Source organism: Rania fehmarnensis (genome assembly GCF_056494185.1).
The window spans coordinates 4,424,477-4,451,104 of the sequence record NZ_CM151398.1 but is presented as its reverse complement, the minus strand read 5'-3'; the positions used below and the strand labels follow the sequence as shown (position 1 = coordinate 4,451,104).

24 protein-coding genes are annotated in these 26,628 nt (G+C 51.5%); 12 read left to right on the top strand and 12 right to left on the bottom strand.

Translation table 11 applies throughout. The annotated features are described in order from the left end of the window. Positions 1-18: 18 nt before the first annotated feature. The 4 genes from SH573x_RS15245 to SH573x_RS15230 all read right to left on the bottom strand — a co-directional run bounded on the left by SH573x_RS15245 (position 19) and on the right by SH573x_RS15230 (position 4,701). Positions 19-1,146, bottom strand: coding sequence for an acyltransferase family protein (locus tag SH573x_RS15245; protein WP_479356395.1), 1,128 nt, complete (start codon positions 1,144-1,146; stop codon positions 19-21). Continuing rightward, positions 1,143-3,425 (bottom strand): heavy metal translocating P-type ATPase, encoded by a 2,283-nt coding sequence (locus SH573x_RS15240; protein ID WP_479356393.1) that lies wholly within the window; start codon positions 3,423-3,425, stop codon positions 1,143-1,145. The genes SH573x_RS15245 and SH573x_RS15240 overlap by 4 nt, the downstream gene beginning before the upstream one ends. 40 nt (positions 3,426-3,465) lie before the next feature. Next, a complete protein-coding gene (locus SH573x_RS15235) occupies positions 3,466-3,684 on the bottom strand; it encodes a heavy-metal-associated domain-containing protein (RefSeq protein ID WP_479356392.1) in 219 nt (72 codons plus the stop codon). Positions 3,685-3,756: 72 nt separating this feature from the next. Continuing rightward, a complete protein-coding gene (locus SH573x_RS15230) occupies positions 3,757-4,701 on the bottom strand; it encodes a class I SAM-dependent methyltransferase (protein WP_479356391.1) in 945 nt (314 codons plus the stop codon). Between the two features lie 989 nt (positions 4,702-5,690). On the opposite strand from SH573x_RS15230, the gene SH573x_RS15225 reads away from it, so the two are divergent. The 9 genes from SH573x_RS15225 to SH573x_RS15185 all read left to right on the top strand — a co-directional run bounded on the left by SH573x_RS15225 (position 5,691) and on the right by SH573x_RS15185 (position 16,423). Beyond that, a complete protein-coding gene (locus SH573x_RS15225) occupies positions 5,691-6,299 on the top strand; it encodes an RNA polymerase sigma factor (protein ID WP_479356389.1) in 609 nt (202 codons plus the stop codon). After that, positions 6,299-7,126: an anti-sigma factor family protein gene (locus tag SH573x_RS15220; protein WP_479356387.1), complete on the top strand. Its 828-nt coding sequence runs from the start codon at positions 6,299-6,301 to the stop codon at positions 7,124-7,126. Before SH573x_RS15225 ends, SH573x_RS15220 begins: the two co-directional genes overlap by 1 nt. Before the next feature lie 34 nt (positions 7,127-7,160). After that, on the top strand, positions 7,161-7,631 hold the full coding sequence (locus SH573x_RS15215) for a hypothetical protein (protein ID WP_479356385.1): 471 nt from the start codon (positions 7,161-7,163) through the stop codon (positions 7,629-7,631). A 29-nt stretch (positions 7,632-7,660) separates the two neighbouring features. Continuing rightward, the gene (locus SH573x_RS15210; protein ID WP_479356384.1) at positions 7,661-8,575 is read left to right on the top strand and encodes a hypothetical protein; all 915 of its coding nucleotides are present in this window, start codon (positions 7,661-7,663) and stop codon (positions 8,573-8,575) included. Next, positions 8,575-10,842 (top strand): efflux RND transporter periplasmic adaptor subunit, encoded by a 2,268-nt coding sequence (locus SH573x_RS15205; RefSeq protein WP_479356382.1) that lies wholly within the window; start codon positions 8,575-8,577, stop codon positions 10,840-10,842. The genes SH573x_RS15210 and SH573x_RS15205 overlap by 1 nt, the downstream gene beginning before the upstream one ends. A 5-nt stretch (positions 10,843-10,847) precedes the next feature. Beyond that, positions 10,848-14,288, top strand: coding sequence for an efflux RND transporter permease subunit (locus tag SH573x_RS15200; protein WP_479356380.1), 3,441 nt, complete (start codon positions 10,848-10,850; stop codon positions 14,286-14,288). After that, complete coding sequence (locus SH573x_RS15195; RefSeq protein ID WP_479356379.1) at positions 14,285-14,818, top strand: class I SAM-dependent methyltransferase; 534 nt, start codon at positions 14,285-14,287, stop codon at positions 14,816-14,818. The genes SH573x_RS15200 and SH573x_RS15195 overlap by 4 nt, the downstream gene beginning before the upstream one ends. Before the next feature lie 67 nt (positions 14,819-14,885). Then, the gene (locus SH573x_RS15190) at positions 14,886-15,998 is read left to right on the top strand and encodes a sialidase family protein (protein WP_479356378.1); all 1,113 of its coding nucleotides are present in this window, start codon (positions 14,886-14,888) and stop codon (positions 15,996-15,998) included. 182 nt (positions 15,999-16,180) lie between these two features. Beyond that, a complete protein-coding gene (locus tag SH573x_RS15185; protein ID WP_479356377.1) occupies positions 16,181-16,423 on the top strand; it encodes a hypothetical protein in 243 nt (80 codons plus the stop codon). A 751-nt stretch (positions 16,424-17,174) separates the two neighbouring features. Here SH573x_RS15185 and SH573x_RS15180 read toward each other — a convergent pair. Continuing rightward, complete coding sequence (locus SH573x_RS15180; protein ID WP_479356376.1) at positions 17,175-18,305, bottom strand: cysteine desulfurase family protein; 1,131 nt, start codon at positions 18,303-18,305, stop codon at positions 17,175-17,177. After that, on the bottom strand, positions 18,302-18,700 hold the full coding sequence (locus tag SH573x_RS15175; RefSeq protein ID WP_479356374.1) for an ArsR/SmtB family transcription factor: 399 nt from the start codon (positions 18,698-18,700) through the stop codon (positions 18,302-18,304). The genes SH573x_RS15180 and SH573x_RS15175 overlap by 4 nt, the downstream gene beginning before the upstream one ends. 82 nt (positions 18,701-18,782) lie before the next feature. Here SH573x_RS15175 and SH573x_RS15170 point away from each other — a divergent pair, with 82 nt between their 5' ends. Together SH573x_RS15170 and moaA are read left to right on the top strand one after the other, a co-directional pair. After that, positions 18,783-19,397, top strand: a complete 615-nt coding sequence (locus tag SH573x_RS15170) for a class I SAM-dependent methyltransferase (protein WP_479356372.1) — start codon at positions 18,783-18,785, stop codon at positions 19,395-19,397. Between the two features lie 135 nt (positions 19,398-19,532). Further along, the gene (gene moaA, locus SH573x_RS15165) at positions 19,533-20,513 is read left to right on the top strand and encodes a GTP 3',8-cyclase MoaA (protein WP_479356370.1); all 981 of its coding nucleotides are present in this window, start codon (positions 19,533-19,535) and stop codon (positions 20,511-20,513) included. Positions 20,514-20,540: 27 nt separating this feature from the next. On the opposite strand, the gene SH573x_RS15160 is transcribed toward moaA, so the two are convergent. Genes SH573x_RS15160 through SH573x_RS15135 form a run of 6 tightly spaced genes read right to left on the bottom strand, consistent with a single transcriptional unit; the run spans position 20,541 to position 24,970 of the window. After that, positions 20,541-21,284 (bottom strand): ABC transporter ATP-binding protein, encoded by a 744-nt coding sequence (locus tag SH573x_RS15160; protein ID WP_479356368.1) that lies wholly within the window; start codon positions 21,282-21,284, stop codon positions 20,541-20,543. Further along, the gene (locus tag SH573x_RS15155; protein WP_479356366.1) at positions 21,281-22,492 is read right to left on the bottom strand and encodes an ABC transporter permease; all 1,212 of its coding nucleotides are present in this window, start codon (positions 22,490-22,492) and stop codon (positions 21,281-21,283) included. The genes SH573x_RS15160 and SH573x_RS15155 overlap by 4 nt, the downstream gene beginning before the upstream one ends. Continuing rightward, complete coding sequence (locus SH573x_RS15150; protein WP_479356364.1) at positions 22,489-23,637, bottom strand: efflux RND transporter periplasmic adaptor subunit; 1,149 nt, start codon at positions 23,635-23,637, stop codon at positions 22,489-22,491. Before SH573x_RS15150 ends, SH573x_RS15155 begins: the two co-directional genes overlap by 4 nt. Positions 23,638-23,694: 57 nt before the next feature. Further along, the gene (locus SH573x_RS15145; RefSeq protein ID WP_479356362.1) at positions 23,695-24,297 is read right to left on the bottom strand and encodes a c-type heme family protein; all 603 of its coding nucleotides are present in this window, start codon (positions 24,295-24,297) and stop codon (positions 23,695-23,697) included. Continuing rightward, a complete protein-coding gene (locus tag SH573x_RS15140; RefSeq protein WP_479356360.1) occupies positions 24,294-24,545 on the bottom strand; it encodes a DUF3565 domain-containing protein in 252 nt (83 codons plus the stop codon). The genes SH573x_RS15145 and SH573x_RS15140 overlap by 4 nt, the downstream gene beginning before the upstream one ends. Further along, positions 24,542-24,970 carry an RrF2 family transcriptional regulator gene (locus SH573x_RS15135; protein WP_479356358.1) on the bottom strand — a complete coding sequence of 143 codons (429 nt, stop codon included), beginning with the start codon at positions 24,968-24,970 and terminating at the stop codon, positions 24,542-24,544. The genes SH573x_RS15140 and SH573x_RS15135 overlap by 4 nt, the downstream gene beginning before the upstream one ends. Before the next feature lie 308 nt (positions 24,971-25,278). On the opposite strand from SH573x_RS15135, the gene SH573x_RS15130 reads away from it, so the two are divergent. Further along, positions 25,279-26,517: an Lpg1974 family pore-forming outer membrane protein gene (locus SH573x_RS15130; RefSeq protein ID WP_479356356.1), complete on the top strand. Its 1,239-nt coding sequence runs from the start codon at positions 25,279-25,281 to the stop codon at positions 26,515-26,517. Positions 26,518-26,628 lie beyond the last annotated feature (111 nt).

Here is a 26,628-nt window from a genome sequence, read left to right as displayed (position 1 = left end):
TCGACGGATCGTACCGGGCTATTCGAAACGTTGTTTGATCCGAAGAAACGGACGTTCAACGCAATGGAATGACAACACGGCGATGGTCGCGATCAAACCGAACATTCCCACAACATACAGCAAACTTTGCACTAGTGGGTTGGACGGAAGCAGTCCGAACCATGCGGTCAGCGGCATCAGAGTAACCAGCGGCAGTTGAACGACATACATGCCATAACTGTACTTGCCGAGGAAACGCAGAAACGGGCTCTCAAACGATTTGACCAACACGGATGTTTTTGAACTCAGCAGTACTATCGCCATTCCCGCAATCAAAAACATCGGACAGAGCGTGTTAGGAATGCCGAGGAGTCGTTTCTCCGTGAATGCGACAGCTAACAAAATTGGTAGCAATACAAGTGCAAGCACCACTGAAACATTTTTGACAGCAGTTTGCTTGACAGAGTCGTTGAGCAAGACAGCCAGCAATGCTCCCATGCAAAGTGCATCGGCGCGAAAAAGAGTTAGGACATCGACGGCGACATCGAAGTCGCTGTTGATCGCTGCCAAGGTTCGTGCGATTGCTACGACGACAATCGTTCCAACGCAAACTCCGATCAGCCGTTTCGAAGCGAGCATCAAAACTACCGCAGGCCAAACGAAATAAAAATGCTCTTCGACGGCCAGTGACCAGAAATGATCAAACGGACCAAAACACCATTCGTTCAACCACGACATGCGAAGGTTGGACGTGTAGGTCCAAAGATAGAATTGCTCGCTACGTGGTAGATCGAAGACGCTTGTCGCGACCACATTTGGAATGATCCACAAACCAACGATAAGACTGAGAAAGTACAGCGGAAATATTCTCAACGAGCGACGAGCGATAAAGTTACGAAAATAGTTTGGCTTTCCCTTGGATCGAAGCAAGATGCCGGTGATCAGAAACCCCGACAAAACGAAGAATAAATCGACCCCTCGTTCGCCGATTGGGGCGAATCGTCGAACCATTGCTATCGCTGGATGAATATTCGGATCGAGCTCTTTGCACAATCGGTAGAGCGTTACCGTCAAGATGGCAAGACCGCGAACGCCATCGAGCGCGAGGCAATGAGAATTGGGCGACCATGCAAGTTCAGGCTCTTGATTGTTTTCTGCGTAACTCAATGCCAACCTCGCAAGCGAAGTGCATTGGTGACCACAAAGAAGCTCGAAAGACTCATCGCGACGCCCGCCAAGATCGGGGACAAGCTGAGTCCAAGCCATGGTTGGAGCAAGCCCGTTGCGACTGGGATCAAGACGATATTGTAGCCAAATGCCCAAATCAGATTTTGCTTAATATTCGACATCACGGCTTTCGATAACCGGATGGCTCGCGGTATGTTTTGGATGTCCCCAGACATCGCAATCACGTCAGCGCTCTCAATCGCTAAGTCTGTCCCGGTTCCCATGGCGATGCCAACGTTTGCAACGGTCAGCGCGGGTGCGTCGTTCAGTCCATCGCCGACGAAGGCGACACGTTTGTTTTCTTGTTGAAGCTTTTGGATCACGGCTGCTTTGTCGTTCGGTTTGACTTCAGCAAATACCCGGGCCTCGTCGATGCCACATTGTTTCGCAATCGACTTGGCGGTGCGGATGTTATCACCAGAGATCAAAGCAACCTCGTAGTGCTGCGACTTCAGTTCAGCGAGGGCGTTCGGTGTCGAAGGCTTGAGCGGATCAGACACGATCATTAGAGCGGCAAGTTGTTGATTCACAGCGGCGAAGAAGAAGCCATGGCCTTGTTGCATCGCTTGCTCGATAGCATGTTTTGCATCTGCAATATCGATGGCGTTCTCGCTCATTAGCTTTTCCGAACCGACAAGAACTCGATCACCGTTTGTAAGCCTAGCCTTTACTCCCGCCCCTGGGATCGCTTCGAAGTCTATGAGTTCCAACGTGGTGTTCAGATTTCGTGATCCCGCTGCTTGAACAATAGCCGTAGCCAACGGATGTTCCGACCGGCGTTGAATAAGTGCCAATTGCGAGAGCAAACGGTCTTCTTCAAATGGCGCAAACGCCTGAAAGAACGATAATTCTGGTTTTCCAACCGTAAGCGTCCCTGTCTTGTCGAACGCAATCGTTGTGACTTCACTCAGGGACTGCACGGCTTCTGTCGATCGAAACAAAATCCCCAGCTGAGCGGCTTTGCCGGTCCCCACCATAACGCTTGTCGGTACAGCCAGTCCCATCGCACACGGGCAAGCGATAATCAGTACCGCCACCGCATGAACGAGTGCCTTGTCAATGGAGCCGCCGGGAAGAAACAACCAAGCCATTGCGGTTGCCAATGCGATCATCAAAACGACTGGAACAAAGTAGGCAACGACTTGATCGGCGATTCCTTGAATGCGTGGCTTGGTCGCTTGTGCTGACTCGACAAACGCGACGATCTTAGCCAGAGTCGTGTTTGCACCGACGGCGGTCGCGCGAAACTGAATACTTCCATTGCCGTTGATCGTTCCTGCAACTACCGTATCGCCTGGTGCTTTGGCGACGGGCACAGGTTCGCCGGTCAACATGCTTTCGTCGATGTACGTGCTCCCACTTTCGACAATGCCATCCACAGCGATCGCGCCTCCAGGACGTACTTCGATAAGTTCATCGAGCATCACATCGTCGACGGATATCGATTGGGATTTGCCATCGCGAACGACAGTCGCGGTCTTGGGAACCAGGTTCAAGAGAAACTTCATCGCATCGGACGCTTGATGCCGGGAACGAGTTTCGAGATATTTACCTAGCAACACCAGCGTGATGACAACAGCCGAGGCTTCGAAGTAAACATGTCGCGATTCAGCGGGCAGCCACGCTGGCCAAACTGTCGCCACTACGCTGTACGAGAACGCGGCCGTCGTGCCCAATAGAATCAGTGCGTTCATGTCCGGTGCGGTAGAGAATAGACTCTTGAGGCCTAATCGAAGAAACTTCGATCCGAACCAAAATTGCACAGGTGCGGCAAATGCCAGCATGATCCAGTTCCATGATTCCATAGGAAGCCAAGCCATCATGGCAGACATGATATCGTGCGATAACATCGGAACCATCGCGATGAGGAACAGAGGTATCGTGAATGATGCGGCACCGACGAACTTCCACCAAAGTACGTTTGTCTCAAGTTCTCGACGATCGGCTTGCATTTCTAAGCTGTGGGAACCGGACGCTAACGCATTGCCGCCGATTTCGATCGGCTCGTACCCAAGTTTGCGAATCGCATCTTGGATGGCTGTGAGATCATTCGGACTTGCGTCATGGTCCAACTGCACCCGAGCTCGTTCAGTCGCGAGATTGACGCTGGCTTCGACGACGGTCGGGATTTTCCGCAATCCATTCTCCACGCGACGAACGCAGGCCGCGCAAGTCATCCCGCCAACGCCAACTTCGATTGGCTGTATCGCATTTTCCATGTTGTTCATTGCTCCGGAAACCGAGAATAATATCTGGCAGCTAATCGTTTAACGATGCTTCGTAGCCGGCTTCTTTCACCGCTTCGACAACCTGCAGCGCTATCGGCGTTCCGGACACGATCGCTGTCCCCGCCGACAAATCGACTATCACTTCAGTAACCGCTGGAACTTGTCGAATCGCCTCTTCCACCGCCGACTTGCAGTGCCCGCAGGTCATGCCAGTGACTCTAAAAATGTGTTGGGTGCTTTGATTTGTCATTCGAGTTTCTCCTTTTGTGAATTCGAGTCGAGTTATCTGGTTTACGAATTACGAGGCTCTAGCGGTAGGTTTTTACAACAGAAAGTATGCGTACCGTTCATCCTCAACGATAGCTTCGTAGGGAACAATGACAACGCACAATGGCTCAAAACCTATTTGCTTAGCCGCAGCCCAAAACTCGTCGATAAAGTACGCCACCATCATTGTCATACCCCACGAGTATCCCCAAGTCCGCCCCCGCGTGGATCGTTTTATTGTTGCATAGCGAATCTGAACGAAAGCCAACCCACCATCGACTAGCGAGTCGAGAGCAATCTCGAGCACCCGAAGACCATATTCCTTAGATGGAAGCAACTCATAAACGTAGGTACACAGAAAGATGTCAAACCTACCTTGCAGTTCATTAGGTAGTGACGGCGAACTTAAGCATATTTCCAATGGTTGAAAGTTTTGGAAATCAATGGAGTTCATCTGGCGCGAGCACTCATTCAAGCTAGCATTCGAAACGTCAGCGCCAACGTATGTGCTCGCTATGCTCGCAAATGAAACCGCGTTCGCACCTCCACCACATCCCCACTCCAGAATTCTTGAGCCGCGAGGCGGGCTCTGGAACGGGCTCATTTTGGACATGTAATCAAAAAGTGATCGATGAAAATTGCCGATTTTCGCCCATCGCTCCTCGTCTTTGAAAATCCCTGTTCCTCTCCAATGCGAATTCACGTGAAAATCTGGCCGTTGTTCGCCTTTCCAGTATGCATCGGCGTCAAACATCAAATGCCAATCGCTATGTTTGTAACCAATCAACGACAACGTGCGATCAACGGCGGGGCGGATGGACTTTAACATTTTGCGAATTTTGACCATTGAGCTAGCTGGGTAGGAAGGTTCGGGAAAATGCGCCTCCCGTCGCGATAGATGCCGATAAGTAACTGAACCTTCAGTTTTCGGACGAAAATTCTGAGGATGCGTCGATTCTCTTGTCTTCTTGAAAACTGATGTCTTGAGTTGCACGAACATGGGGTGGATTGCCGGAATTCCTACGATCCATTGAGACTTTCACCCGCCGTGGCTAAAATTTTCCGCCGCCGTGAAGGAAACGGCGTCCAGCAGCATCCAACTTGTGTCGACCCCAAAAAACTCGTATTCAAAGTACATTATGTTCCGAACGACGCTCCATTCTGTTTTGCTGCTGGCGGTTGCCTACAGCCAAATTCTGGGTGGGGTTTCGTGTTGCTGCCTGGGCCGATCGCTTCTCGAGAGCATCGGCGGAACGCCATATGCTGTTGCGACGGATGTTGCGCCATCGAAATCGGTTGCCACACAACAGGCCCCATGTCCCAAATGCGCTGCGCGTCCGACCGGAAAAACGGATGAGGCTGTACGGTCAGCGACGAAAACGTCGCGGCCTTTGCATCTGGGTATCTGTCAGGGTGGCCAATGCAATTGCAGCAAACTTGTTTTGAATGCAAGCGAGCCACCAGAGTCAGTTTCGGTACCGGCGAAGACCATCGCCTGGGCATCTGTTGCGGTTGGATCGCATAAACCTGTCGCGATTTCCTTATCGAACTTTGGCAAGTTTGAAGTACCCATTCGCTTTGGTGGACGTTCGTGGCAGTCGATTGCCTGTGTTTGGAAGAATTGAGGGTTTCAGCGAACATTTGTTTTATGTTTGTTGAAAGCGTTGCGACTCTGCTGTTGGCTAGCAACGAAAAGCTCTCAGTTATTTTTCAAAGTCATAGGTGTATCATGTTTGCGAGAATTGCTTTGTTGGGTTTTGTTGCTTTAGCTTCTTTCAGTTTCGAATCGAAGGGTGGCGTTCATGCTGCGAACGAATCTTCTTTATCGGATAAGGGTCAGCCAATCTGTTGCATGAAAAATGCTTACTGCTGCCTCGATAACCGATCCTGCTGCCGCCGTTAGTCGCTAGCGGTGTAACCGAAAGTCAGCCTGTTTGGAGTTGAGATCACTTCGAGCAGGTATCACTTTTTCGCAAATAGGAGTGAAGAATGCAGCAATCAGAGTCATCTAACCCACTGAAGTCGACGCCGCACGCAGCATCGATAGAAAATGTTTCGATTGACGAACTGAGGAAGTGGGTCAGCAGTGCAGCGAACGGAAACCGAGAGTTCCAGAAACGAGTTTACGAACTTCTGGCTTCGAGGATTTATCGAGTGGTCCGCAAGATTGTAGGAGACAGCAATGCAGACGACGTGATGCAAGATTTTGTCATCCAGTTGTTTGCGAAGCTCAGTCAGTTCCGATTCGAATCGTCGTTAGTGACTTGGGCCCATCGAATGGCCGTCAATCAGAGTTTGCAGTACTTGAGGAAAACTAACCGTGAGGAGCAGCGAACACGCAAAGTCGCGCTGGCATCGGAAATGGTCGACGATCCAAGCTATCAAAATCAAGCTGACGATGCAGAGGTTTTGCAACTCGCCATGGAGCAAATCTCCGGCGAGCAGCGAGCAATTTTGCATATGAAAGAAGTGGAAGGGTTGGGTTACGAGGCAATTGCAAGTGTGCTTGGTATTCCTGAAGGCACGGTGGGTTCAAGATTGAATAAAGCAAGAAAAGAACTTAGGACTTCGCTGATCCAATTGGGTTGGGAGGCATAATGATGAACTGCGATTGGGTTGAAGAACAGCTATCGGCTTACATTGACAATGAACTGGGGGCGCAAGAGCGACTCAAATTTGAGTCACATTGCGATCAGTGCGATTCATGCCGTGGAATTGTTGCTGAGTATCAAGCGATCGGTACTCTTATGCGGCAGTCGGAGGCACGCGTCGATACGAATTCCCTTTGGGAGCGAGTTGAGCATCGATTGGCCGTCAATCGTGTCATCTCGATTTCGACGAAGTCGCAGCCCAAAAACTGGGTCTACGCAATACTTGCGTCAGCCGCATCAGTTGCACTCATTTGGTTTGTTGCCAGGAATCCAATATCCAATCACTTTGATGGCGATGCTTCCCATGAACATGCAGCGCTTGCCGTTGATTTTCAAGAAATCATCCGTGCGGCTAAGTCTGAGCCCAAGGCCGCAATCGCAAAGCTGGTGTCAAAGTACCAAGGCAAGGAGCTTGATGCAAAAGCCACGGCAAGCTACCTCGGCTATGAACCGGCGATTTTCAAGAGCGTCCCCGAAGGTTTCACGCGGGTATCAACGCATGTACTCAATATGCCGTGCTGCAAATGCTCGGCGTCGATCTGTGAACGTAACGACGGTACGTCGCTGATCGTTTTCGAGCACAAAGACGAACAACCTGTTTGGTTCGGTGAATTGCCATCCATCGAAACACAATGTAGCGGTAAGTCTTGCAAGATTATTGAAGCCGCAGGCCAGCTCGCTGTGAGTTGGAAGAATGACGATCGTCAATTAACGATGATCGGTGCAAATGATATTGACGAAGTCAACCAATGGGTTGCGTCGATGAAGTTGTAACTGGTTTCCCCTTTTTTATTACTAAGAGGTCAAAATGATTCGTAGATTTACTAAGTTTCTCGCGTTGGCACTATCGTTTGTTCTCATTGGATCTACTTTTGCGGATGAGCCAAAGAAGGAGAGTCCAGAGCAACGTCGGGAACGATTGCGAATCGCCGTACAAGCAATCTGTCCGGTCTCCGGTGAATCGCTGACCAGTCATGCCAAGCCGGTCAAGATGACTGATTCAGAGTCAAAGGAAGTTCTTTATGTTTGTTGCGAGGATTGCTTGAAATCCAAGCCGAACGCGAAGTACCTCGATAAAATTCGCGGCAACTTCGCTAAAGCTCAAGGTCATTGCCTCGTGATGACTGACAACGAAGTATCGGAGAAGTCTAAGCATGGAATTATAGAAGGCCATGCTGTGTTTGTCTGTTGTCCGCCATGCATCAAAAAGATGACGGCCGCCCCGGAGAAGTTCCTGGCGAAGCTTGACGATCTATACGAAGCGTCGCTTAAGAAATAGTTCGATTCACTATCAAAGAAGGTTTAACAATGACAAAAAGATACTGGCTAACTGCGAGTTTGGTTTGGAGCTCAGCACTCGGCGTGTTGATCATCGCAGGATGCAATCCAACAAATCAGCTAAGCAAAGGAGACGCAAAAGATTCCCAATCAACAATCGCTCAATCGAGTGTGTCTGGGACCGCCAAAACTTCCGAAGTGACGCCCCTCTCGGCCGCAATGCCGGAATCAGACTCCGAACACGGGCACAAAGCCGGTGCGCATGGCGGAATCATGGTTTCCCTTGGTCGCGACAGCTATCACATCGAAGCTGTTGTCGAATCGGATGGCACTATTCGTCTCTATACGCTTGGCAAAGACGAAACACGCGTTATTGATGTCGAAAGACAATCACTGAAAGGCTTTGTGAAAGCGGATGGCGATGCTGATTCCAAGAGCATTCTGTTCGAGCCAAGTCCTCAAGATGGCGATGCGGAAAACAAAGCATCTCTATTCGTTGGGAAGTTGCCAAGCGAGCTTGTTGGTCGAAAGCTTGATGTGACCATTCCTAATATACGAATCGCAGGAGAACGATTTCGACTGGGGTTCCAATCCGGGCAAGAGTCGCATGGTGATTCACCCGAGATGCCAGACAAACTGGCGGATGATGCCGAAACGGAACTTTACCTGACACCCGGTGGTCGGTACACAGCGGCGGATGTCGCTGCCAATGGAAATGTCACAGCATCGCAAAAGTTCAAAGGAATCAAGTCAGCACATGACATGAATCCTAAATCAGGCGACCGTATCTGCCCAATCACTGAGACCAAAGCAAATCCAAAGTTTTCTTGGATCATTGACGGGAAGACCTATCAATTCTGTTGCCCACCATGTGTCGATGAGTTTCTGAAAACGGCTAAGACATCTACGGATCCGTTGCCTGAACCTGAGTCGTATACTAAGTAATGCAAATGAGAATCGAGGGATTCGTGCGTTTAGCTTTGCTTTTAACATTGAGCTTGGCGAGTTCATTGTCGCTGGCTCACGAAGGCCATCAACCACTACCTACAAAAGGTGTCCAAGTCGATACAGAGCGAGGTTACATCACTCTGTCCGGACAAGCCCGCGATGCGATCGGCCTTGAGACTGCTGAGGTCACTGTTGGCGAAGTTTCCTCACGCCTATTCGCTTACGCGGAGACCATCGCGCCATGGAACGCAAAAGCGTTTGGTTCGGCGCAGATATCGGGCCGAATCACGCGACTGCTTGTACGCCCCGGCGATACCGTTGCGAAAGGTCAAGTCGTTGCGGAACTCTCAAGTCGCGAACTGGATTTGCTTCAGCTCGAATTCAGCCAAGCTGAGATGGAACTCGCACTCAACAAGCAATTGCTTGAAATGACAAAGCCGTCCGCCAACTCAGGCGCAGTTCCAATGCAGCGTTTGTTCGATCTGGAAAATGCGTATCAACAGAGCGAGAACAGCCTGGCAATCGCTCGCATACGTGCTAAGACCTTAGGAGTCGACGCAAATGCATTTGAACAAAGCGATCAGCAGCCAATTCGACATTTGGTTCGTTCCCCGATCGCTGGAAAGGTGGTCCACTCGGACTTGTCGGAAGGCAAATTTGTAGATGCTTTTGAGCACCTTTTTGAAATCGTTAATAGTGACGCAACTTGGGTGAGGTTGCAACTACTCGAGAAGGACCTATTCAATGTTTCGATTGGGCAAACGGTGTTCTTAGAGTTTGCCGAGGGAACGGTGCGTATTGAAGGAACCATTGACCGAGTTGACGCGGGCTTGGAGCCGAAAACGCAAGTTGTCTGGGCTTGGGTAACTGTTTCGAATCCCGCTGTTGTTCCCGGCTTAGTGGGTAGCGCAGTCATACACACCACCTCAGACAAGGATCGGATGGCGATTCCACTCAGCTCTGTTTACAGCGATGGACTTCAAACGTATGTATTTGTCGAGGAAGCATCGACGCGCAGTTCAGCAGAATATAGGAAACGTAACGTAAAGATTGGCTACAGAAAGCTGAGTGAAAAAAACTCTGCGAACTCCGGCATTGAAATTATTCACGGCGATGTTTACCCGGGTGATCGCGTCGTTGTCAAAGGTGGTCATGAACTATCAAGTCTGTTTTTTCTCGGCGTCCTTAAACTTTCGCCGGAGGACCGCATTCGACTTGGGATAAATACAGCGACTGCGACTCATCGACAGATCGCAAATGCTATCCCGCTTGCCGCCAGCGTAACGCTTCCGCCCGAGAATCGATCGGTCGCATCTTCTCAACTCGCTGGTACTATCCATTCACATACGCTGACTCCAGGCAGAGAGGTTCGAGCTGGTGAGATACTGATGGAGATTGCGTCTCCTGAGTTCTATACACTGCAATTGGATTTGCTGAAAACCACACTTGATGCCGATTTGGCTCGACAACGAGCGCGGCGATTACAGGACGCCGGCGGTGATGCGATCTCGCGTCGCGTTCTATTGGAAACCACTGCAAAAGCAGACCAGTTGGAGGGTCGTGCTGAAAGCCTGAAACGACAGTTAGCTTCCTTGGGGCTAAATTCTGGTGAGATCGAATCGATATCGCGTCAGAAGCAGATCATTGATTTCTTGCCCATCCGGGCGGCAATTGATGGCCAGCTCGTCTCTTGGGTCGGAACTTTGGGAGAAACGGTTGTGGCTAATCAATCGCTCGTTGAAATTCATAATCTAAATTCGATTTGGATCGAAGCACATCTGCCAACACAACTTCGAAACAAAATTTCCGTCGAAAGCCAGGGCCAAGCTTCGGTGCTCTCTAACGACAACATCCATTTCCCGGTTCACGTGAACCGCATCGGCCCGACCGTCAGCGAGACGACAAGGACACAGCGGATTTGGCTTGTTCCCAGTCTCGATCCTAACCCGATGCTTAAACAAGGGTTAACAGATCGCGCCTCGCTTATGCAGCAGAAGCTTCGTGATGGGATGCAACTCACAGTATTGATTAAATCCGTAGATGGCCCATCTGCTTTGGTTGTACCATCGGAAGCAGTGTTGCGCGACGGCTTACATGCTTTTGTGTTTGTGCAGAAGGCAGATGATTATATCGAGCGTCGACGGGTGACGGTGGGACGAGCTGACGGGGAGTTCATTGAAATCACAAGCGGCATCGTTGCGGGCGAAGCGGTGGTCTCCGCAGGCGGACGCGAGTTACAGACCGCTTTTGCATCTCTGAGGTAAATCACTTGCTCGACGGAATCATTCGCTTCTCATTGCATAATCGAGCGATCGTCGCTATCGCATCACTATTGGCGATGGTTGTCGGCGTATCGTTTTTGCGTACTATGCCTGTCGATGTGTTTCCGGATCTTAACAGGCCTACTGTCACGATCATGACGGAGGCCCCAGGACTAGCACCAGAGGAAGTCGAGGTGTTGGTAACTCGCCCAATTGAATTGCTCCTCAATGGTGCTACAGGCGTCAAGCGTGTCCGTTCCTCTTCTGCGATCGGACTTTCGATTATCTGGGTCGAGTTCGATTGGGGTACTGATATCTTCATCGATCGCCAAATCGTCAATGAAAAACTGCAGCTCGCGCAGTCCAAGCTACCTCCCAACACGAATCCAACACTCGCTCCAATTTCGTCAATTATGGGCGAGATTATGTTGCTGGCTCTTCGGAGTGATTTCCCGGCAAAGTCTCCAGCGGAGGCTGATGCCAAGGCCATGGAATTGCGTACGCTGGGTGAGTTCACGGTTCGCAATCGATTGCTTGCCGTCGAAGGCGTATCTCAAGTCTCGGTGATGGGTGGAATCCTTCGCCAATACCAAATACTCACATCTCCTTCGCGACTAGCGGCTCGCAATGTCACTCTTGCTCAGCTTACTGATGCGACCACTAAGGCCAATGTACTAGCAGGCGGTGGCGTCATGAATCGTGGCGATAAAGAATCGCTGCTACGCATTCAAGGTCAATCTCTGACACTTGCGGAGATCGCCGCAACCCCAATTCTATGGCGAGAACAAGTCCCGATTCGTATCGGCGACGTTGCGGATGTAGTTTTTGGAGGTCCAATCAAACGCGGCGATGCATCCGCCGTTATCAAGATCGACGCGGACACACACTTTGCTGTAGCTCATCCAAAGGAGTACGAGCAGAGCAAGACCGTTGAGAAACCTGCTAAACAATCTCCAATTGTAGAAGGCGACAATGCTGTACCCAAGGCGTATCGCGAATTGCGAGGTGGCACAGCGGTGATGCTGACAGTCCAAAAACAGCCCGATGCTGACACAATCGCCCTGGATAATCGGATTAACGTCGTACTCGAATCACTGAAGCGAGAACTCCCTGCCGATATCAAGATAGAGACCGAGATATTTCGCCAAAGCCATTTCATCGAAGCGGCCGTAACTAACGTTAGTGAAGCGGTTCGCGATGGTGCGATTTGGGTCGTTGTTATCTTGTTCCTGCTGATGGGGAACTTCCGAACGAGCATCAGCTCATTGACGTCAATGCCTCTGTCGATCCTTTTGACGATCATCGTCTTCTACATCTTCGGAATTACGATCAACACGATGACACTGGGTGGAATTGCCGTGGCAATTGGTGATTTGGTCGATGACTCGATTGTAGATATTGAGAATATCTATCGGAGACTGCGAGAGAACAAGCAATTGCCACTCGCCGAGCAGAAAGCCCCGATCGACGTCATCTTTTCTGCATCTAGTGAGATTCGCAACTCGATCGTATATGCAACACTGATTGTCGTTCTCGTGGTTGTGCCTTTATTCATGATGTCGGGCCTAGAGGGGCGTTTATTTGCTCCGTTAGGGATTGCCTACATTGTCGCATTGCTATGTTCGCTAGCTGTTTCGTTAACCTTCACACCGGTATTGGCAAGCGTGCTATTGCCCAACGCTCCGTTTCTTGCAGATAAGCGTGAACCGCTTTTCCTGCGTTGGCTCAAGTCAGTCGACGAGAGAATGTTGCGATGGACCTTGAACCGTCCACGATTAGTGCTGAGTAGTGTCTGCGTGTTGGTAGTGCTTAGCTGCCTAGCGCTCCCATGGATGGGTGGCGAGTTCCTGCCACCATTTAACGAAGGGACTGCGACGATAAATTTAAGATTGGAGCCAGGCACTTCGCTTTCCGAAAGCCAACGCCTCGCTGCTCGTGTGGAATCGATCATTGTCGAGGTCCCCGAAGTTCTTTCCGTCGCACGGCGGACGGGTCGAGCGGAACTCGACGAGCATGCTGAAGGAGTGAACAACACGGAATTCGAAGTCCGGTTTGCCGAGCATAAGACGGATATACAAGGCTGGTTTTACACTATCCTTAGAGCCATCCCAGTCGCCCACCTGTGGAGTTTCGACTACCACGGTCGTCCACAAGAGGAAGTTTTTGCTGATCTCCGAGATCGCATCTCCAGCATCCCTGGAGCGGCTGTCAACATTGGCCAGCCGATCTCGCATCGACTTGATCACATGATGTCAGGTATTCGTGCTCAAATCGCTATAAAAGTCTTCGGGCCAGACCTTCGAGAATTGCGAACTGCCGCCTATGACATTCAGGCTCGCATGCAATCCATTGACGGAATCGTCGACTTGCAGATCGAGCCTCAGATTGAGATTTCCCAAGTTCAGATGCGAGTCAAACGCGAACAAGCCGCGCGATACGGTTTGGCTCCTGGAGATGTCGCCGAGCTCTTGGAGACTGCATTCAAAGGTCGCGTCGTTTCACAAGTCATCGAAGAGGACAAGTACTTCGGGATGGTTGTATGGTATGACGAAGATTCTCGCCGCGATCCCAAGGTTATCGAAGAGACGATTATCGAAACGCCATCGGGTGTCAAGGTTGCGTTGTCTCAAGTTGCCGAAGTACTCGATACGACTGGTCCAAACGTATTGAATCGCGAGAATGTTCAGCGCCGAGTTGCCGTTTTCTGCAATGTACAGGGTCGAGACTTGTCCAGCGTCGTAGCTGACATAAGGGCTGCACTTACACCAGTGGAAGCATCGCTTCGCGATTTACCTGGGGAATACTATCTCGATTACAGTGGCCAATTCGAAGCACAACGGGAAGCCACGTTTCGACTGTGGGGACTAGCTGTCCTCAGTATGGTCGGCGTTTACTTATTGCTGATGAAAGCACTTGGTTCACAGCGAGCGGCTCTTCAAGTTATCGCAAACGTGCCTCTGGCCGCCTTCGGAGCGATCATTGCACTATTGGTAGTCAATAGGCCCGATCTTGGTGAACTTGTAGATCACGCATGGTACACTTGGCCCATGGTTTGGATACAGACGACACATCTATCACTTGCCCACTGGGTCGGCTTTATCACGTTGATTGGCATAGTAAGCCGCAACGGGATCATGATGATTTCACATTATCAACATCTCATGGAGGTTGAAGGCATGCGCTTCGGCAAAGAGATGATAATACGCGGCAGTCTCGAACGCCTCGCCCCCGTTATGATGACCGCAATGACCAGCTTCATTGGGTTGGTGCCGCTTCTTTTTGGCTATGGCGAGCCAGGAAAAGAGATCCTTTATCCGCTATCAGTCGTTTTGTTCGGCGGAATGCTCGCCTCGACGATTCTCGACCAGCTTGTGACGCCGGCATTGTTTCTACTATTCAGCCATCAAGATTCGTTATCCCGAACACTTGAGACAGGGAACAATCCGTGAAAGTACGCGATAGCGGAATGCCAGAGGAAGTGTATTGGGAGACATTGGTGGATGTTTCATTGACAGTCGAACGATTTGGGTTTTCGCGTTATCGGGACGTGGTTGAAATGGGTTGTGGCTACGGCACGTTTTCGGAGTCTGTTGCAAGGTCAATTTCTGGCATGCTTTACGCTTACGATATCGATCCGGAAATGATTCAACGAACTAAATTGCGAGTAACTGACTTACCAATTGTCGTTGAAAAGCGAGACGTTTTCGTCGATGGATTCAAAAGCGAAGTGGATGCTGTAATGCTTTTTAATATCTTACATTGTGAAGCGCCTGAGCAGCTGCTTCGATTGGCATCGGCAGCTGCCCCAAAAATACTCGTAACGCACTGGAAATACACATCCACACCGCGCGGGCCAAAGCTCAGTATTCGGCCTCGTCCAGAAGCAATCGGTCAATGGGCTGCAAATTGTGGTTTATTTGTAACGGATTCATTCGAGCTTCCGCCGTGGCACTTCGGAATGGTACTTTCGCGGGCGTAACCGCTAAAAAATCACAAATGAAATGGCTTCAACCATCGCTCGTTCTCTCACACAAGGGTAGTTACCATTGATTTTTAATCAGCTGATCGTACTGAGTTTGTCCGTCTTGACGATATTCGTCATTCCGCTGCATGCCGATGAACCCTTTGTTATCTACAAAGGTGAATCACCAAACATCCCCAAGCAGCCTCAAGCGTGCGTGTCGCCCGACGGAATTGTCCATTTGACGTTTGGTGTGGGTGGTAAGATTCTCTACTGCAACAACAGCGACGGTTTTTTTGCAAACCCAGTGAACGCGTTTGAAGTTCCGAATCTTTCACTTGGAATGCGGCGCGGACCACGAATCGCATCTACGAACAAGTCAATCGTGATCTCAGCCATCGGTGGCGTACAGGGAAAAGGAAAGGATGGCGACTTGCAGGCATACCGATCGAAAGACCAGGGCAAGACATGGCTTGGGCCGATAAAAGTCAACGACATAGAAGCATCTGCACGCGAAGGCTTGCACGCGATGACGGTGTCAGAAAACGGTGTGTATTGGTGCGTATGGATCGACCTTCGTTCCGACAAGAGCGAGCTTTACGCATCCCGTTCGGAAGATGAAGGTCGAACGTGGAGAAAAAACCAGCTCGTCTATCGTTCCCCCGATGGTAGCGTCTGCGAATGTTGCCATCCTTCGATCGTCACCTTTGGCGAATCAATTCATATCCTCTTCCGCAATTCGCTTGACGGCAATCGAGATATGTTTCTCATCTCATCAAATGACGGTGGGAAGTCATTCGGCGGAGCGAAGAGGCTTGGCATTGAAAGTTGGCAGCTCAATGGATGCCCAATGGACGGTGGCATGTTGGCGGTAAAACCTAGCGGCGAGGTCATTACGGTTTGGCGACGTAAGGGTGCAATTTTCACAACCGAAAAACCGTCCAACCTTGAATCCAGCCTTGGCGAAGGCGAGCAAGCATGGATTGCAGCGAACGCGGATGAGACCTATGTAGTCTGGTTGGCCTCTCGGGACGGCGATTTGCTGTTCGCAAAGTCGGGCTCAAAAGTCGAAAAAATCGCAAACGCTTCACGTGATCCAGTCATCGTAGCTGGAACACGTAATTCTTCCGGCGCTCATTTGTTCTGGGAGCAACGCACTGACAGTGGTACGTCTATTGTGTGGAAAAATGTTCGTTGATTTCTAACTGACCATCGTCTGGAAAGGCGTATTGAATTTTGACGAGCACGTTGCTCGGTGTTGTGAGGTAGACTAAAACCGCGCCACAAAATCGACTGCACTAAATCAGACGTGAAACCGGAGTGAAATACCACATTCAATGAATAATTAACGAGCCGATAGAAGCTCATGTAAACTTCGACATGACTTCGCAAACTCAACTACCGCACTCACGGGCTGTCAAAGCGATATGGATCTCACTCGGCTCAGCCTTCGGATGCGGGTTTGTGTTTTTCGTCGGTCAATTCGTGAATCTGTTCTTTCCTTTCGCCCAATCGCCACGAGGTCTGCTGACGGGATATGTACCTCGAATTGGACTCTTTCTGCTGTGGGTCGGAGAGGCACTGGCCGTCGTCGTCGGCCTGGCGAGTTTATTGCTGATTTGACGATCGGACATGAGTTCGAAAGCCATAATTGGAATCGTGGTGGGGAGCGTATGCGGCATCACCGTGGGATTAATCGGCGTGATTTTTTTTGGCTCATCGTGGGGCATGTCGCCATTGGATTTTAGATTGAGCTAGATCCCACAATGACTTGTCCCTCAGAGCAGACTGTGGGGACCGAGGAATTCGTTCATGCAGAGTCAGAGATATTTGGTTTTGATTCGACGCATTCGAGCCGCTTCAGGATCTGGGTCACGTTGGCTCGGCTTACCCCCAGAAAGCGGGCCAAATCCGCCCGAGTTTTGAATTCGCCGCTGTTTAGCAGCGATTGATAGTAATTAGCCAATCGCAAGGGATCGCGGGCAGGAGCTCGCTGCTTTGCTGGCGTTTCTCGGATTGTTGGCAGTGCATTCCACGGATAGAATGCAATCACTCCGCGAGAAACCCTCGAAAACGCACCGAATTCGACGAATCCGTGATGTGAATGCTGGACGCCTCGGGGACTTTTCCGTCACCGTTCACATCAATGTCTGAGTTAACAGCACTGAGATTTTTTGCGGTTCGCTGTTAAAGTACTTGTGGCAAGCCGGAGCAATTACGGCGTGCCTGTGCCACGGTCATCAATGGCTTGGACTAAGTGTCTTTACACGCTGATGTTCTTCTCGTTCTCAAGTAGGTGAGATTTGTTTCGTCTTCCGGAACTACTACAACCTCTTGAATGATCACTTCAATAAGAAATGGACGAGCGAACTAACTAGCTTCTGACTTTGTTTGCCAAACTGCTCGCAACGTGATCAAGTTCGTTCAAAAGAGTCTCCCTCCCGAGACTAAACCGAATTGCCCCTGTGCATCGATCGGCGCTGAGTCCCATGGCGGATAGAACCGGACTCAAATGCTGTTTGCCGGCGTGGCAAGCGGAACCGGTGGAAGCAGCCAAGAAGGGCATTTGAGCAAGTAGATCGTAGCCAGCGATGTCGTCTAAGCTGATGTTAAGCGTATTCGGCAGCCGTTTAATGGGGTGGCCGTTTAAATGAACTCGCTCACCGAATTCATCCTGCAGTCGCTTCCAAAAGTAATCACGCAAGTTTTCGATTTGACCGTCGTCAATCCAATCTGCTGCTTCTTGGCAAGCGACTCCTAGCGCAGCGATCTCGAGGATGTTTTCGGTTCCCGCGCGTCGGCCCCCTTCGTGCCCCGCGCCGTGCATAAAAGGGGCAAGCTCGATTCCTTCTCGAACGTAGAGTGCGCCAATGCCTTGCGGCGCATAAAGCTTGTGTCCCGCGATCGATAGCATGTCAACGCCCATCGATTCAACGTCCACTGGAATCTTTCCGACGGCCTGGGCGGCATCAGTGTGAAAGAGAATCTCGTGTTCATGGGCGATGGCTGCAATCTCTTCGACAGGCTGAATTGTGCCGACTTCATTGTTCGCCATAATGACCGAGATGAGCACCGTCTCGGGCTCAATTGCTCGTCGAACATCATCAGGATCAACCAGGCCATGCTCATCAACAGGCACTCGAGTGACGCGAGCCCCCAAAGTTTCGAGAAAACGCAGTGGCTCACTGACCGCGGGGTGCTCGATCGAACTGATAATGAAATGGGGCTGCTTTAATCGTTGGTGGTTCGCGAAGAACACTCCCTTGATTGCTTGGTTGTTGGCTTCGGTACCGCCGGATGTGAAGATGATTTCAGTTGGATCGCAGCCGATCAGCGAGGCAATGCGAATCCTCGATAGCTCGACGATCTCTGCTGCGGGCGTACCGGCCCAATGTCGGCTAGACGGATTGCCGAGATCGCGCTCAAGCAGTCTCAACAGTTCGGCTTTGACCAACTTTGAAAGTGGCGTCGTTGCGTTGTAATCCAGGTAGATTCGCTGGCTCATGCTCGCGCTCGCACGGTTCGCTTGGCTGATGGCTTCGCCTTCTTTGGAATCGCGCCTTGTTTGGCTTCAAGCTTGGCTTTTTCGGCTTTGATCTGCTCTGTTGACTTCGACACGGGAGTTTCGTTGCACGCAAGCTCTTCGAGCAGAACTTGCGTCAGCTTCGGCTTGGCGAGATAGTAACAACGAGTCTGAGCGTCCTGAGCGAAGTCCACCAACTGCGTATGCCTCAATAACGCTAAATGCTGGGACAAGTTCGCTTGGCTTGCGGGCAGCAAGTCTTCGAGGTCCGTCACGCATTTCGGACCTTTTGAAAGCTCTTGAAGAATTGCCAGCCGAGTCGGGTGCGCAAAGGCTCGCAGCAGTACGGTGGCTGATTTCGTATCGATTTCAGTCAAGATCTCGCTCCGGGTTGTTGTATTCGCATATCCGAATACAATCCTACTGTTTTCATTTCGCCACACAAGATGAGTAGCCACGATGGACCGAACGCAGCATTGGGAAAACGTGTACCAAACGAAGAATTCGACCGAGGTGAGCTGGTACGAACCTGATCCGAAGCAATCACTCGATTTGATCCTCCAGGTTGCTGGAGAATCGCGAGGTCGCGTGCTTGACGTCGGCGGTGGCCAGTCGTTCCTCGTCGATCGACTGCTCGACGCGGGATTCGAGCATGTCGCAGTACTCGACATATCGCAAACCGCCATCGAGGCGACCAAGGCTCGACTTGCTGAACGGGCTTCGCTGGTCGAATGGATTGTTGCTGACATCACGGAGCGCGACGCAATTGGTGAGTTCGACGTTTGGCACGATCGAGCCGTTTTTCACTTCATCACCGATCCAGAGGACCGAAGGCATTACGTGGATTTGCTGAAGCGATCCCTGCCAATCGGTGGGCACTTCGTCCTAGGAACGTTCGCCAAAGGCGGGCCCGAAAAGTGCAGCGGTCTACCGATTTGCCAATACGATGCAACCACGATGCAAGCAGAGCTGGGGCCATCGTTCGAACCGCTAAAATGCAGCGAGTACCATCACACCACGCCTTCAGGTAAACCCCAGCTTTTCTTTTTCGGCGTATTCAGAAAGAAAAAGTGACTTGGTCGTAAACAATAATTGCGAAGGAGCGAGCGACAATTCGGATGTTTAATGCGAGGCAGGCATTCGATGCTGCGTGGTCATCGGATAGAATGCGACGGTCTCATCGGAGTCTCTTTTTGCGGCGTACCATTAGTGCTAGTAGATCGTTTTGGTAGGAAACACACGAGTCTTCGCGTAAGCGTGACGGACAGATGCAATCTGCGCTGCACCTACTGCATGCCTGCAGAAACTCCCGACTACTGCGAACGGGATGCGATCTTAACATTTGAGGAGATTGCGAGGGTCGTACGAATCGCCGTTGAACTGGGAGTGGATGACGTGCGGTTGACCGGCGGTGAACCGCTCATGCGTTCTCAGTTGCACAAGTTGGTGTCAGCGATCAACAAGATCGAAGGCGTGCGGAAGCTTTCCTTGACGACCAACGGCATCCTGTTAGCCGAGCAATTGCCTGCCCTTTACGCTGCAGGTTTGCGGAGCGTCAACGTGAGCTTGGATGCTCTGGACGAGGCATCCTTTGTGGAAGCGACCCGGCGACCTGGGCTGCAGCGAGTGCTTGGCGCAATCGAAGCCTGTCGAACGATGAATGTGAAGGTGAAGATCAACGCTATCGCCATGCGAGGCTTCACAGAATGTCAAATTGTGGCCTTTGGCGAGTTCGCTCGATCCACTGAGATTCCGATTCGCTTTATCGAATTCATGCCGCTCGATGCGGACGGGACGTGGAACGAGGCGGGCGTACTAGCTGGTCAAAGGATTTTGGAGCTGTTTGCAGAAAACGTCAGGCCACTTGTGCCGCTTGGGCAGCCCGATGCTTCGCCGGCTAGAGACTATCAATTCGATGATGGCAAAGGCTGTATCGGAATCATCGCGTCGGTTACCGAACCATTCTGCGGCACCTGCAATCGGTTCAGGTTGACGGCGGATGGGCAGTTACGCAATTGCTTGTTTGGCAACGATTCCGGCGATGTTCGAGCGCTACTCCGTAGTGGCGGTAACGATGCCTCGATTGCGAAACTGATGATTGATGCAGTTGCGGCCAAGAAACGAGGACACGGAACCGATGACTTATCTTTTGGTCATACGTCGCGTCCAATGTATTCCATCGGAGGCTAAGTTAGTTGCAAACTCGCCGCGAAAGCCTCAGTGAGCCACTGCCAGAGGTTCTTTGGCTTTTTGCGTCAGCTTGCCGTCTTCCATTTCGTAGAGAGTGTCAAAGACGTCTAGTGAACGGTGATCGTGAGTGACAACAATTACTGAGGTGCCCTGTTCGTGGGCTACTTTGGTAAAGAGCTCCATGACTTGCCGGCCACGAAAGCTATCGAGCGCTGCGGTGGGCTCATCGGCGAGAATTACCGAAGGGCGGTTTGCTAGTGCACGCGCCACCGCCACCCGTTGTTGCTGTCCGCCTGACAGCATCGAGGGATAACTTTGGGATCTGTCTTTGATTCCTAAGTAGTCGAGCAACTCCAAGGCTCGAATTCTGGCCTGCCTACTTGATAAGCCGTTCAGCTCGCAAGCAATTTGCACGTTCTCTCCCGCTTTTAGGAACGGGATTAGATTGGATTTTTGAAAAACAAACCCCAGGTGCATTCGTCGAAACGAACGCAAGTTCGTCAACGCCTTTGGGCCATCCATGATCAGTTGATTCGCGATATAGATCTTGCCGCTTGTCGGTGGATTAATGAGACCCACTGCGGTAAGGAAGGTCGACTTGCCAGAGCCGCTGGGGCCGAGCAAGGCGACGACTTCGCCAGCCATTACTGTCATCGAGGCGTCACGCATGGCGACGACTTCAGTGTTGTCTGCTCCATATATCTTAGTGAGACTTTCGGCTTTTATCGCAATCTTCGCCGAGGGATCATCGGCAGGCAGTGGCGTACTCATGCGAGGGCCTCATTGGGCGAAACCACCATCGCTTTCCAAACACCGAGACCGCTCGAGGCAATGGAGATAACAATGACGATTAGCGCGAGCTGGATCAAGTCTTCGCTGGTGATGATCACACGGCGGGGAAATTTGGGGAATATCTGCTGGCCAACCACATACGCGATCGCGAATCCGCTGGCTCCGAGAATCAACGCCTGCTGTAGAATTAGGCCTAGCAACACACTATTCGACGCGCCGATCAACTTGAGAAGCGCAATGGAGTGCAGCTTGTCCAAGGTGAGTGTGTAAAGAATGAGCGCCATGATGATCGTGGCAATGATGGTCAGCAAAATGCGAAAAAGTCCGATCTGGCTTCGAACTTTCTCAACGGATCCTTTTAGCAATAGGTTTCGCTGCTCGTCCGCAGTATAGACCGTCACATCCGTCCAGCCTCCGATGACTTCCGCGACCGCTTTTGCATCGGATGGATGTTCAAGAGTTACAAGAACTGCACTGATAGATGGACGAGCGATGGCTGGAAGCTGGCCTGATTGACGGGTTGCATTCTCGAGCAGTGCGGGTTGTTGAATTCCGACGTCAAACAAGCGTCCACGCGATTCACGAGCCGCACGCTCCAAGCGAACCGCTTCCCCTGGAACATCGAGTTGTACAGCCAAAGCATCCGCTGAACTTAAGAATGCAATAGCATCACCGGCCGAGCTAATCATACCACGGCTTATGCCCACGACTTGATAGACTTCGTTGCCAATCTCGATTTGCTTTCCCAGGGGAAGCTTCAGTGTTTGGTCGGCTATGAGTTCAAACCGTGATTGACCAAGCGGGCGACCTTCTACCAATGGAATCCAGTCTCCCTTGTCGGTCGGCCAGCTCAGACCGAGCACAGCCATTCGCAGAACTCGATCGCCATCTTGACGCTGGATCGTGTGATAAACGAACTCACGAGCAACGCGAACTCCCGGAACTGCTAAAGCACGATCGGAGAGCTTTGCAGGAACTCGAGAGATCTCAGCAAAAGGCCCTCTCGTACTTCGCTGAACGACCCACAGGTCAGTATCGAGCCGGTCGATCAGCAGCGTGGCATCCTCGACAACTCCACGATAGATCCCTCCCATGCCCATGACCACCATCAACAACATTCCGATACCGACAGCTGTCAGTACGAAACGCCCGATGTTGTAACTGATATCTTTGATCGCCAAGTTCATGGAAGCCTCACCTTCTGCCCGTCTCGCAACCTGGCTCCGTCGGGTAAGCGAAGCAGAACATCGCCTTCGTTTACACCGTTGCTAACAGCAATTCGATCTCTCGCTCGAAGGGTCACATCCACCGTCTGAACTTTTGCCACGCCAGATTGTTCGATAAAGATGGTCGCCTTATTCCCCTCCAGTTCGCAAAATTTAAGCGGCACCGTAGGTGCATGATCCAACCGTCCGTTTTCAATGTAGACTTCGGCACGCTGACCTATCGCCCAGTATTCCGGACGTTCGAGCAATTCGACATCCACAATCACCTCTCTCGTTTCGCGGTCCGCTTCTCGGCCAATGCGTACAACCTTGCCGAGAAAGGAGCGTTCCGGTTCGGAGCGAAAAACAATCCGACTCGGCTGCTCGAGACGCAGTTTTGCGATTTCGGTTTCGTCAACCCAAGCGCTAATCCAAAGGCTATCCATCGAGATGAGTGTGAGGATATTCGTACCAGGAACAACGATATCGCCAACCTCACGACGCCGTTTGATCACTAGCCCATCAAACGGAGCCATGATGAGCGTGTCCGAAAGTCGTGCCTTGTGGTAGGCAAGCAACTCTTGTGCAGCGAGGAAGGACTTCTTTCCTTGCACGATGGCGGATTCGGATGCTCCCAGACCTGCTTGCGCCACAGTCAAGGCTTCCAACGACTGATCAAGTTCTTCGCGGCTAATGGCACTTTGCGAAGCGAGCGACAATTTCCGCTCATGGCTACTTGTCGCCTGCTTCACTACCGCCTCCGCGCGAGTCTGATCCGATTCGAGGCGATCAATGTTGGACTCAGCGACTTCGACGTTGGCCGCCGCGATGGCAACTTGCTGTTGTAATTCGGCGTCATCGAGGCTTACCAATTTCTGACCGGCTGTGACCTTGTCGCCTTCATCTACTGTCAGTTCAAGGATGCGCCCCGCAATCTTAGGGCTGATCATCGTTTGCGTGCGAGCCTCGAGTGTGCCCGTCCCCATGACTTCCGACGCGAGAGCACCCCGCTCAACGACATGGGACTCCACTGTTACTGGAGCCAAGAGTCTCCAGTAGAGCAGACCGCCAACAACCGCTGCAACGCCCATGATCTTCAAAGAGGTGAATAGTATTCGCTTCATCATTGCTTGGACTGTCGATTCTGACTTGGGAAAGATCAATTGCCACGCGAAAGCAAGCAGCTATTTGGCGGGAACGCCTGTCGTTTCAGAGGGTCTTGCCGCTGGATTGTCTTTTGGTGCAGCAACAATCGGCATGGTGATCACGACTCCTGCCGTTCTATCTTCATTGCTTGTGCGGCGCTGTACGTGGCATTTAAGGCATTGCGATCCCAAGCGAATCGCTCCGGCATATTGGTAGCAGCGTTCCTCGATCTTTTCTGCCATTTGCTTTCCTGCTGCGAGCTCTTTCACCGCAGCCTTTTCGAAGGCGGACTTTGCTTGATGGTCGACGTTGACCAAGTCCGTATTCACAGTCAGCCACTTCATTTGCACGTCATAGCTTTTGCCCATCTCGTGAAAGACGTCTTCGAGCGATGCGGATGGGATGGCATGAGAGTTTTCTTCGTCGAAGAAATCACGATGCATAATTTGCAAAGCACCACGCACCATTTCGTGTAACAGCTTCGCACGTGATCGGGCTTCTTCCGGGTTGCTAGGAGGGGAGATTTCAATTTCGCTCTTGGATTGGCTCGTCGGTTGATTTTCATCACCGAGTACCAAGGCTGACACCAACAGTAAAACAGCAAGTAGTCTAAAATGAACGAAGACGGTTTTCAGATTCATCGCGCGGCCTCAACGGTCTTCGGTCGAGCGTCGGCTGGGGCGTCGTCTACACACTTAACGCAATTGAGTTCAAAGCCGAGCATTGTGTTGCGACCATTCGGTGACAGAACCCAGGGCCGTTGTTCCCATGGCGGATCGTGCCGAACATGCTGATTGTGGCCGCACGACAGTTGCGCAACCCAGTGTCCTTCATCGTCGAGGTGATAGCCTGTGATCTGCCTTGGGCAACTGGGTTCGGGGCCACTCATCGCGATGCACCCTCACAAAGCGGTAGGATTGCATTTGTTGATTCAACGAGGTCCTTGATGGTCACGCCAGCAAACGCCTTCTCCATGGCTTCGTAGGCCTTGTCGAGTTCTGCATGCAACGGACACAGGCTCGTGTGCGACTTAAGCCCAAGTGGACATCTCTTGATCCGCGCGATGGGCTCGACGGTGTTGATGACATCCAGAATCGTCAGCTTGTTCGTCGCGTAAGTCAGCTCGTAACCGCCACCGGGGCCAGGTCGAGAGTGCACTAAGCCAGCATTGCATAGGTCCTGGAGGACGCGGGTCAGATATCGACGCGGAACTTTGGTCTGTTCTGCCAGCACGTTGGCTGACAGAGGATGATCAACTTGGCTTCCCATGCAGGCAACCGCACGGAGAGCATATTCGGCTGTTTTAGATAGCATTCAATGAGCCTATCGCAGTGACACAAGCAAACTCGGGCCGCCAGGGGTAGCGACTTAAACTATACGCGTGGGTGCAGATATAAGCTTAACTAGTTGCTCGCTTCTTAACAATTGCAACCGCGCCGAGGCGTACCGCTAGTCGCCGGTCAAAGTAGCCATAATGTTGGCCTGGGTCGCAAATCCGAAACTCTTCCCTCTGTTTTCCGCAAGGGACGGTCGCCCCGGCTTAATAATGCACCTGAAAGTGCAGATATTGCACATGTGCTCGCTTTTTGAGTGCGGTCGGCGATTTGGTCAGGGAGGGCCTAATGGACATCAGAAGAATCATTTTGGGCGTCGGTGCCCTGTTTTTGCAGTTGAACACAGCGATGGCGCAACCTTGCAGCTACCAGGCGACATCTCAGTGGCCTTCCCTTTTGTGCCAGCCAACGCATGAGCAATACGCACCGATTCCACAAATCCAGCGTGGATGGGAACCGTACTATCCGAGCCATGGATTAACGACACCAAGAACAGCCTTTGACGGTAATGGCTGTTCTAGTTTTCAACAACCGAGCTCACCACAACCGATCCATCAGGGATACTTCCCTTTGCCACCACAGTCGGCACCATGTCTAGCACCGAGCGTCTGCGCCGGGGGTTGTGGGAGTTGGCCAGAGGATCAGCGACTATATTCAGATGTTTCTGTCAGAGGATTCCATGGTGGCCTGGAACTGATTTGGATAAGACCCAACTTTGATCAGAATGTGGCCATGATTGTGGACCCACCCGTCGGAAACATGTTGGTACCGTTTGAGTACGACTACCAACTGTCACCGAGAGCTTGGTTGGGCTGGCAATCCTGTAACGGGATAGGATTTCGTGCGACCTACTTCCGCTTTGACGAATCGGCCAATCGAGAGGCCGTCACTGCCGTGGCAGGAGCGACTCCAGTGTATCTGTTTGTGTATGGGGCTGGCGGAAATCTGTCCCGTAATGCTAACGCAAACATTGGACAGACGCTCGTGTCTAATCATGCGCTAAAGCTGAGTTCGCTGGACCTCGAAGCAACACAGCTCTTTCGTTGGCGTCAGTCCCAAGCGATTTTGGGCATGGGAGTTCGCATTGCGGATACGGAACAAACAGCCCGCGGTGAAGTGTTCAACGCTGGCGGGGCACTTGAGGAAGTCGTCCGGAACGACCTTGATTTGGCTGCGGCTGGGCCAACTCTGTCTGCTCAGTTGACACGTGGCATCGGTGCTAGCCATTTTGGAATCTTTGCAGCAACAAGGGCTTCTTTGCTGGTGAGTGAAACAGAACAGCGAATTTACGAGATGAAGGGTGCGTTCACGACCGAGCTGGAGGACATCGCAATTCAGCGCGAAATTCTCAGCAATTTGGAACTTGGCTTGGGCCTTCAATATGAGCAGGCGATTGGACAATCTGCAAGCATGTTTGTGCGTACCGGCTATGAATGCCAACTATGGCTCGACGCTGGTGGCCCCGTCGACTCCCACAGCACGGTAGGACTGGACGGAATCACTCTTGCGTTGGGCTTGCATTTTTGAACTCGCCGTTGGGATCGCCGAGCTCGTCGCGCGCAATTGGCAAATGAGCGACGACTGATAACCCATAAATAGCAGCGGATGCAATGATTATTTTGAGCATAACCGAGAGTG